We start from the raw sequence: 8,379 nt of genomic DNA, 5'->3' as shown, positions 1-8,379 counted from the left end.
CTCATCCGCCTTCCACCAGTGCGCACGCCACCGTGAGGTCGTCGCCGGTGCGGGCGGCCCGTGGTCCGGAGAGCAGGGCGCGCAGTGGTTCGGCGTCCCCTCCGTTGCCGCGCAGCGTCGCGGCGAGTCCGCAGAAGAACCGCTCCGACGGTAAGAGACCCGCGTGCAGGGGGAGCTGCCGCATAGCGGGATGGTCGAGAGTCAGGGACGCGCACCCGTCGGAGGCGAGCACGACCCCGCTGAGTCCGGGTTCCCACACGGTGAAGGTGCGGATCCGCAGTGCGGCGCCGGGTGAGGAGAGGAAGGCCGGTGGCGGCTCGCCGGGCACGGGCGGCGGCAGCACGAGGTGGCACCGCTCGGGCCCTTCTGCGTCATCTCGGGTGAGGACCGTGCCGAAAGAGTCGCCGAGCGACAGGAAGGCCGCCCACGGCGGCCGCACCACAGCGGCGACGAGCGCGGCGGCCAACTCCCCCACGTCCGCGGCGTGTGCGCCCTCCGCGGCCTCCCCGCCCTGCGCAGGCACCGCTCCCAGCACGGCCCGTGCCGCCCGCAGATAGGCCGCCAGCACCAGCGCGCCCCGCGCGGCGATCCACTCCGTCCACTCCTCGGGCCGCGCTGCCCCGTCCGGCATCTCAGCGGCAAGGACCCGGCACGCGACGTCCACCGCGAGGTGCGCGCCGAGCGCGCTGCGCTCCCGGCTGCCGGATCCGTCCGCGAGGGCGAGAACCGCGGCGTCTCCCAAGTCCACCGCCTTGAAGGCGTCCTGGCAGTCCTGCCCGGCGGCGAGATGGCTGGTGCCCTGGACGGCGGCGCCCGTGACGATCATCGGAACTTTCTCTCCAGCTCGTCCATCCGCTTCTGCCGCGCAGCCCTCTCCGCCACCTGCCGGTGGGCGTCGTCGGCGTGCTGCACCGCGCCGAGCTGGTCGGAGCTCTGGAAGACCAGGTCCAGGATCTGGCCGAAGTCGTAGCTGTCGAGCATCAACGTGCTCTTGGGCGCGAGGACATGGAGCAGCGGGAGATCGGCACCCCGCACGCCCACCGCCTGGAAGATGCACTCGCCCTGCTCCTCGCCCTGCCGCAACCGCCGCGCCGTGCCGGCCAGGGCCGCGGCGTCCTGCGGCTGCCCTTCCGCGTCGCTGGGCGCGCCGTCTGTCAGCACCCACAGGAACGGGCGGCGCACCTGGACGCGCTGCCCCTGCAGGGCCCGGTAGCGCTCCCGGGCCAGGGTGAGCGCCGTCTCGACGGCCTCGGTGAGCCGGGTCACGCCGGACGCGGTGAGCCGGGGCGGGCGGACCTCATCCACCGGCGCGAAGAGCCGGTCGGAGGCCACGCCTTCCACCGGCACCAGACTCTCCGCCCGGGCGTCGTAGGCCCGGACGCGGGAGTCGAAGGTGATCAGAGCGACCTCCACGCGTGAGCGCAGCCTCGACAACGACCGCACCTCGTCGAACCACCGGGCCAGGGCGTCGTTGAGCTCGTCGATCCGCGGGCTTTCGGCGGGCCGCCCCATGGACGCCGAGGTGTCGAGCAGGATGACGACGGGCTGCCGCTCCTCGCATCCGTCCGCGAGGCCCATCTCGTACGTACTCATCAGTGCCCCGTTCCGCTCTCGTACGCGATGAGCCGCTGCTGTGCCGGGTCGAGGCGCACCTCGACATCCGCGCCCGGTGCGAGCCCGGGGGAGTGCGGGTGTGCTCGCAGCAGCACCCCGTCCACCAGGACATAAGCGTCCGGGTCGGGCCAGGTGATGATGCGGCCGGGCGAGCCGTCGGCCCACTGCCGCATCCTGGTGATGACGTGATCCACGCTACTAGACACCCTTCTCCACTGTCCGGCTATCCGGGGAAGGCCGGCCCGGGCCGCCCAGGGGCGTCCGGCTCCCCCGCGGCCTCTGAACGGCCCGGTGTCCCCAGTCAACCGGGCTGTCCGGTCCTGGATTGGTCGCGGGACGGGCGAATCCTGGTGGGCAGCCGCTCCAGGAGGGTGGCGGCGGCCGGGGCACGGACGACGAAGTGGACGTCCCACCGCGCGCCTCGCGCGAACTCCGCCTCCACGGCTGCCCAGACGGCACCCAGACTGACCTCGTACGGCAGGCCGCCGCGCCCCGAGCCGAGCAGTGGGAAGCACACCGTACGCAGGGGTGGCGTGAAGCGTTCGTGCTCGTCGGCGAGGAGCGCCAGTGCGCGGGAAACAGCCCGGGTGACGTCGGCGGGCAGCACGTCGTAGTCGTTGGTGCCGGCGCGGGGTACGGCGATCGCGGCGTGGTAGATCCGGCGTATCCCCTGGCTCGCGAGTGCGCCGGAGCCCGTCGCGGCCACCGTGCCGGGAAGCACCGGGTGGCCGGAAGCGCCCTGCAGGGTGGGCCACTTGCGCAGCTCGTCGAGTATCGGGTCGTCCAGTATGTCCCCGGTCACCCCGCGCACCGCACCCGCGCGGCGCAACGACGCCGAGACCGAGGACTTGTACGTCTCGGGCAGCGCGAAGTGCGTATTGGTGGGGGAGACGACCACGTCGACGTCGCGCAGCAGATCGACCGGATGGACATGCACGCTGAGCCGTACGCTCCGTCCGGCCAGCCGGAAGTCCACATGCCGGTGCGAGGCGTCGCCCCAGCCCTCCGCCGCGCCGCCGTCCGCCAACGCCACGATGTGGTCCGCGATTTGGCCGAGGACCATCAGCTCCTGGTCCTTGCGGAAGCGTTCGACGCTCACCCCGTACACCTGGGCGGCTCGTGTCCGCCGTGAAGAGGCGGGCCAGTCCCGGGTGCCCTGCGCGAGGCCGAGGGTGTACTCGGCGGCGGCCCGCAGCGTGTCCGCGTCGACCCGCGCCACGGCGAGGCGCAGCAGTGCCTCGATCGAACCGTCCGGTATGCGGGCGGCGGCCGCCCGCTCGAGGGCGGGCAGCGCGCGACCGCGCAGCCGTACGAGCCCAGCCCGACGAACGTCCTTGAGTTCCGCAAAAACTGACGCTTGGTCAACAGGTGCCGCCATCCTGTCACCATGGCATCAGGTGCCACCCGACGACAAGCGATCAGTCGGGCCAGGGTGGCACGATCGCTGCTCGCAGCGGGGCGAGCAGCCGGTTCGCCTCCGTCACGCCCTCGGGCGAGCCGAGATCCAAGATCCCGCTCATCGGCACCGTGGCGAGCGGCTCGCCTCCGCACCGGTCCTGGAAGAGCACCGACGCGAGGTGCGGCCGGTTGCGCCGGGACTGCCAGATCAGGCCCATGGCCGCGGGCATCTGCGCGCGGATCTCACTCGCCCAGCGACGCGTCTTGGCGTAGCGCTCGCCCTCCGCTTCGAGCAGCCACGAATCCTGGCAGACGGCGGCCAGATCCGCCTCGGTGACCAGGGAGACGAGGCTCAGCTCGCACCGGGTGCGCAACAGGCTCAGGGACTTGCCCGCGACCGCGGCGTACGGGACGAGCCGCATCCCGGTCTCCGGGTCGAACTCCAGGGAACGCAGCAGGGATTCGGCGAGCGCGGTGGTCGGATCCTCGGCCAGGTAGAGATACCGGTACGGGTCCGGCACGGTGCCGTCGAAGCGGTTGCCGCCGAAGTGGGCATCCACCGGGACCGGGTTGAACTGCTCGGCGGGGCGCTTGGTCCTGTGCATCCGCCACAGCCGCGTACCGGGCGGAAGCCTGTGTCCGTTCGGCCGCATCGCGTACGCGGACGGGGGGAGGGTGCCGGGCATCAGTCCCCCTCCACAAGTGCTGTGGCCACGCCCACCAGCTGCTCGTCCGGAAGCTCTCCGAGCAGCGAAGCGGGCTTGCCGCCGAGCAGGGTGTTGCCGCTCAGCCACCAGTCGGCCGCGCCCCAGGGGTCGATGTCGGCGAGGAGGAGGCGGTTGACGTACAGCACGAGGGGGATCGGCCCGCCGGAGTCGCCGGCGAACTGGAAGGCCGGATAGCGGTCGCCGCGTTCCGCGTCGCCGAGGCGGATCAGCTCCGGCGGCGGTTCGTCGAAACCGGCGGCGTGGCACCGGGCGCACATCAGCAGGGAGTTCAGCGCGGGCTCTTCCAGCAACCGGTCCTGGGCCGTCCGGATGATCGTCGCGGTGTCCGGACCGGGCGGGGGCTCCGTGAGCCGTACAAGGAGGTCCCGCGCCCCCGTCACGCTCTCCGGCCCGATCGGCGCCCCGCCGAACCGGATGGCATCCACAGCCAGGCGCGCCGGATGGTCGAACGCCAACGGGCGCAGGGCGAGCCGGACGCCCTGCAGTGCGTTGCGCACGGCCTTGTGGTCGTCCTCCGCCGTCTCCGCGAGCGCCCGCAGCCTGGTGAGCAGCTTCTCGTGCTGCTCGTCGTCGAGGCCCTCGCGGATACTCTCCCGGTGCTCGCCGACCAGGTCGAGCAGCGTTTCCCCCGGATTCACACGGTCCCCTTTCCCGGTGCGGTCCCTCTTCCTGGACCCGGGTGCCCCTGGTGGATGAACGCCGCCCAGACCGGGAGGCTTTCGAGCCCAGGGCGCCCCATCTCGCGGAGCAGCTCTCCGCTCAGCGAGCCCGGATCCTCCCGGTCCGGGTCGAGCATCCAGACCTGCGCCGCCCTGAGCGCGTCCGCCGGGCTGTTCCCCTCGACCGCCAGATAGTGGTGGAACACCGCCATCATCAGTGCCGACGCCCCGTCCTGAGTCGTCCACCGCGAGCCGACCACATCGCGCGCGCCGCCCGACACGAACGCCGTCGTCAAGGTCAGCGCCTCATCGTGGTCGCGCGTGCTCAGATCGGTCTCGCAGGCACTCAGGACGATCAACGGGCCGTCCGCCGCTGGCTGTTCCCCACCCACACGGTCGAGGATCCGGGTCACGGTCAGCATCCCCGAATCGGGATCGCCCCCCGGGCCGCCCTCCTCGGCGGGCAGTGCCTCGCTGCCGTCCGGGAAGGCGAGATGCAGGGACGACACCGTCGGGCGGACCCCCGCGGAGCCGTGCGAGGCCACATGGAGCAGCGAGGGGCTTTCGCTCAGGAGCGCAAGGATTTCGTCGGGAGTGCCGGGCGCGTCCGGCTCCACCGGGGGTTCGTAGAACTCTCCGCACATCCGCGCCAGCGGATAGTAGGCCTCATACAGCGCCGTGGCCTCCAGTTCGGCGTGGGTCAGCTCCTGCCGCGGGTCGGCCACCAGGACGGGGGCGGCGGCCGGGTCGCGCCGTCCGCGCCGCACGGTGCGCAGGAACTGGCTGCCGGACGCCGCGTAACTGATGACCATGATCTGGCAGAGGTAGTCATGGGGCGCCTCCTCGGGCAGGCGTGCGGCGTGCCAGGGGACGACGCCGAGGCGTCCGCACGGAACCAGCACGATTCTGGGCGGCCCCGAACGGGACGTGTCGCGTTCGTCGTTGGCCGCGAGCCGCTGCGCGACGGCTGGGATCACGGTGTCGAGCGCCGCGGCGTATGCCCAGTCGCAGAGCGCCGAAAGGGCGTCCTGCCAGGCCTGTTCGGCGGCCGGCTCGCCGAGGTGCCCGGACCGTTCGGCAGCCGCGTCGAGGTAGCGCTCCAGGGGGCCGCTCTCGCTGCCGGAAAGCAGCGAAAGGCCGCCTATGCCGACGCCGATGTCCGGCCCCACGACGATCGCCACGCCGGGTGACTCGCCCTCGCCGGGGAGCAGATAGACCAACGCGTCCGCTTCGCCTTCGGCGACTCCGTCGCACAGTTCATTCAGCGTGGGAGTGGTGAACAGGCCCTGCTGCCGGTAGCCGAGAGCTTCCAGGGCGCGGCGCCGCAGGGTGCTCGGCAGCTCACGGGGTGGCCCGTCGTCCGCCGGCGCCTGAGCCGCTCCGGAGGCGCGCCACGCCTCGGCGAGCTCGTGATGCCCGCAGGCTTCGAGGCGTTCCGGCACGGCACGCGCCGTGGACGCGGCGTGCAGCACCAGGGCCCGGCCCAGCTCCAGTGCACCCACCGCCATCTCCGCCTGGTTGTGCGAGGCGGCCCAGGTGGCTGCCTTGACGCTGCGTGCGGCGCCCGTCCGTGCCGCCAGGAGCCCGTGTTCCGCGCCCTGTTGAAGGATGACGTCGGCAGCGAGCGTGTCCAGGGCCTCTTTTGCCGTGTCCAGGGCGGGAGCCACATGGGCCATGTCGTGGCTGTGGTGCCAGCGGGCCCGGTACGCCTCCGCAAGCGCCCAGAGGGCTTCTGCCGCGAACTGGGGGCCCTGGCCCGCACGGACGCCGTCGCGGAGCAGCTCCAGCTCGGCGATGACCGGCTCGAGATCCGCCGGATCATGGGTGAGGCCGTACCGCGTGATCAGGGACAGCGCTGAGCTCCACCGGTCACCTGTCGAGGCGCCGGCGGGCGCGGGGGTGTGGTTCTTGAGCAGAGTCGGGTCGTCGGTGAGAACGGCTCTCACGGCGTCGGAGTCCCGGAAGATCCAGGAGAGCCACTGCTTGGCGAAGGCGGGCGCGGACTGCTCGGCTGCCGCGGCCCGTTCGATGCAGGCGAGACCGCGGAACTGCATGTCGTCGTCGTTCGTGAGAGTGCCGAGCGTCCTGCAGGCGTAGCCGTGGGCCAGCAGGACCAGGAAGTGGAACTCGTGGTCCTTCGGGGTATCCGCCTCGAGTGCGCCGAGCTCGGTGACCAGCGCCCGCAACGTCGTCACCTCCTCGGCCTGCGCGGCCTCGCGGACCTGGTCGAACAGCGGGTACACCCGCGCCATGAGCCCGATCTCATCGGCCAGCGGAGTCCCGCTGTCCGCGATCAGGGCGAACTGGTCGACAAGTGTCTTCGTGTAGGTGCGACCGAGGGACTGGTCCTGGAGATTGCCGCCGCCCAGCGGCCCGAGTTGCAGCAGGGCACCGATCAGGCCCTCGATGGCAGCGGTGTTCTCATGGCCGCGTGGCATGCGGTCATACGCGGTGCGCATGCCCTCGATCGCCCCGTTGAGGACCTCCGGATCACCGCTCTGTGCGGCTTCGACCACGCTGAACAGCGAGGGGAGGACCGCGTTCAGGGCGACGGCGTCGGCAAGTCCCCCGGTGTGGTCGGACGCCGGGGGCGTGGCGGGCTCCGGACCCGCCGCAGGGCCGGCAAGGCCTGACATCATGCCCATCATCCGCCGCATCTCGTCCGCTCCGGGGAAGCCTTCGGGCGCCAAGTCGGCCACCTGGCGCATGGCGGCGACCGGAGAGTCGGGCCCGGCAAGGACGGACAGCATGGTGCCCATCTGCTGCAGTTGCCCCCGCACTTCGGGGGGCAGCGGCAACTCCTGTACCTCGGGTAGCAGTACGCGTATGTCGGTCGCGGCGGCTGCCATCCCCTCGGGCCCCAGCTGTTCGGCCCAGCCGAGGAGGGAGGAGAATCCAGGCGCTTCACCGGCCCCCCTTCCCACCCGCGGCACCGAAGCCGGCACCGGCATCGCCAGCGCGAGCAGGAAGAACGCGGCCCACCGCCGGTCCTCCTCATCCGTCACCGCTCCCGTCGCCGTCCCCCGATCGCGGACCTCCCGCAGCAGCCGCTGCGCCCGCCCCCGGTCCTCCGGCACACCGCCCCCCGCGAGATGGCGCATCGTCAGCACGGAGGAGAGCTGCACGGTCACCGTGGCCCGGAGTTCCGCGTCATGGTCCAACAGGCGGGCCAACTCGCTGAGTTCCTCGACCGAGCGGTCGTACGCTTCCGGGGTGCCCGCAGCAAGTCCCGTATACGGGTAAAGCCGCAGGGCTCGCTTCGTCGCGGCCATCACCCAGGCGCGCAGCCCCTGGGTGCCCCCGCTTTCCCCTATCGCCTCGTCGTCCACACATCCCCCTTGCCCGTCTGCGCGCCCGATCAGGCAGCAACTGCACCTGATTCTTGACATGATGACGGTCACTCAGGCGCCGTGGGGGCGGAGTCCGGTCAACGCCCCGAATCCGCCCCCGCCGCGCCCAGGTCGGCCCGCATCTCCCGCCGCATCGCACGCAACCGGTCCCACAGCGCATCGATGTCCGCATGCGCGGCTGCCAACGAGTCGCCGGGCCGCGACACCCCGCCCTCAAGGCGTTTGAGCCTGCCGTACACCGCGCCCAGACCGTGGCTGACCTCGGCCGCGAGGTCGAGCACCCGCTCCGGCATCCGCATCTGGGCCTCCGCGTGGACGTCCCGATGCAGATCGCGGGTCTCGGTGAGCCGGTGCCGCACGTCGCGCACGTCGTCGGTGCGGCTGAGTGCGTGCAGCTGGTCGGTGAGGGCGGCCAGATACTGCCGCGCGGCAGTGTTGAGCGCGATATAGCCCGAGCGACGCGCCTCGGTGTCACTGCGCCGCTCCCGCTCGCGCTCTGCGCGCTCCTGCTCGCGCTGCCTGCTGCGGTCCGCCGCGCGCTGCGTCAGCAGCGCGGACATCAGTGTGCCCAGGACCCCTACGACCGCGACCGCCGGACCGGTCGCACTACCGACGTCCATGCTGCCTCGA

8 protein-coding genes are annotated in these 8,379 nt (G+C 72.1%); all 8 read right to left on the bottom strand.

What is annotated here, in order from left to right; all coding sequences use genetic code 11:
- Nucleotide 1 precedes the first annotated feature (1 nt).
- Nucleotides 2-826 carry a protein phosphatase 2C domain-containing protein gene (locus LHJ74_RS17065; protein ID WP_260218893.1) on the bottom strand — a complete coding sequence of 275 codons (825 nt, stop codon included), beginning with the start codon at nt 824-826 and terminating at the stop codon, nt 2-4.
- The gene (locus LHJ74_RS17060; RefSeq protein ID WP_260218892.1) at nt 823-1,593 is read right to left on the bottom strand and encodes a vWA domain-containing protein; all 771 of its coding nucleotides are present in this window, start codon (nt 1,591-1,593) and stop codon (nt 823-825) included. The genes LHJ74_RS17065 and LHJ74_RS17060 overlap by 4 nt, the downstream gene beginning before the upstream one ends.
- A complete protein-coding gene (locus tag LHJ74_RS17055) occupies nt 1,593-1,808 on the bottom strand; it encodes a hypothetical protein (protein ID WP_260218891.1) in 216 nt (71 codons plus the stop codon). The genes LHJ74_RS17060 and LHJ74_RS17055 overlap by 1 nt, the downstream gene beginning before the upstream one ends.
- Nucleotides 1,809-1,915: 107 nt before the next feature.
- Nucleotides 1,916-2,992, bottom strand: a complete 1,077-nt coding sequence (locus LHJ74_RS17050) for a macro domain-containing protein (RefSeq protein ID WP_260218890.1) — start codon at nt 2,990-2,992, stop codon at nt 1,916-1,918.
- A 40-nt stretch (nt 2,993-3,032) separates the two neighbouring features.
- The gene (locus tag LHJ74_RS17045; protein WP_260218889.1) at nt 3,033-3,698 is read right to left on the bottom strand and encodes an RES family NAD+ phosphorylase; all 666 of its coding nucleotides are present in this window, start codon (nt 3,696-3,698) and stop codon (nt 3,033-3,035) included.
- Nucleotides 3,698-4,378 carry a hypothetical protein gene (locus tag LHJ74_RS17040; RefSeq protein ID WP_260218888.1) on the bottom strand — a complete coding sequence of 227 codons (681 nt, stop codon included), beginning with the start codon at nt 4,376-4,378 and terminating at the stop codon, nt 3,698-3,700. The genes LHJ74_RS17045 and LHJ74_RS17040 overlap by 1 nt, the downstream gene beginning before the upstream one ends.
- Complete coding sequence (locus tag LHJ74_RS17035; protein WP_311203312.1) at nt 4,375-7,728, bottom strand: CHAT domain-containing protein; 3,354 nt, start codon at nt 7,726-7,728, stop codon at nt 4,375-4,377. Before LHJ74_RS17035 ends, LHJ74_RS17040 begins: the two co-directional genes overlap by 4 nt.
- 98 nt (nt 7,729-7,826) lie before the next feature.
- Nucleotides 7,827-8,369 carry a hypothetical protein gene (locus LHJ74_RS17030; protein WP_260218887.1) on the bottom strand — a complete coding sequence of 181 codons (543 nt, stop codon included), beginning with the start codon at nt 8,367-8,369 and terminating at the stop codon, nt 7,827-7,829.
- Nucleotides 8,370-8,379: the final 10 nt, after the last annotated feature.

The sequence above is a fragment of the Streptomyces gossypii genome (assembly GCF_025165795.1).
Classification (GTDB): domain Bacteria; phylum Actinomycetota; class Actinomycetes; order Streptomycetales; family Streptomycetaceae; genus Streptomyces; species Streptomyces gossypii.
Note: the sequence above shows the minus strand (reverse complement) of the source record. Positions and strands in the feature narration are given on the sequence as shown.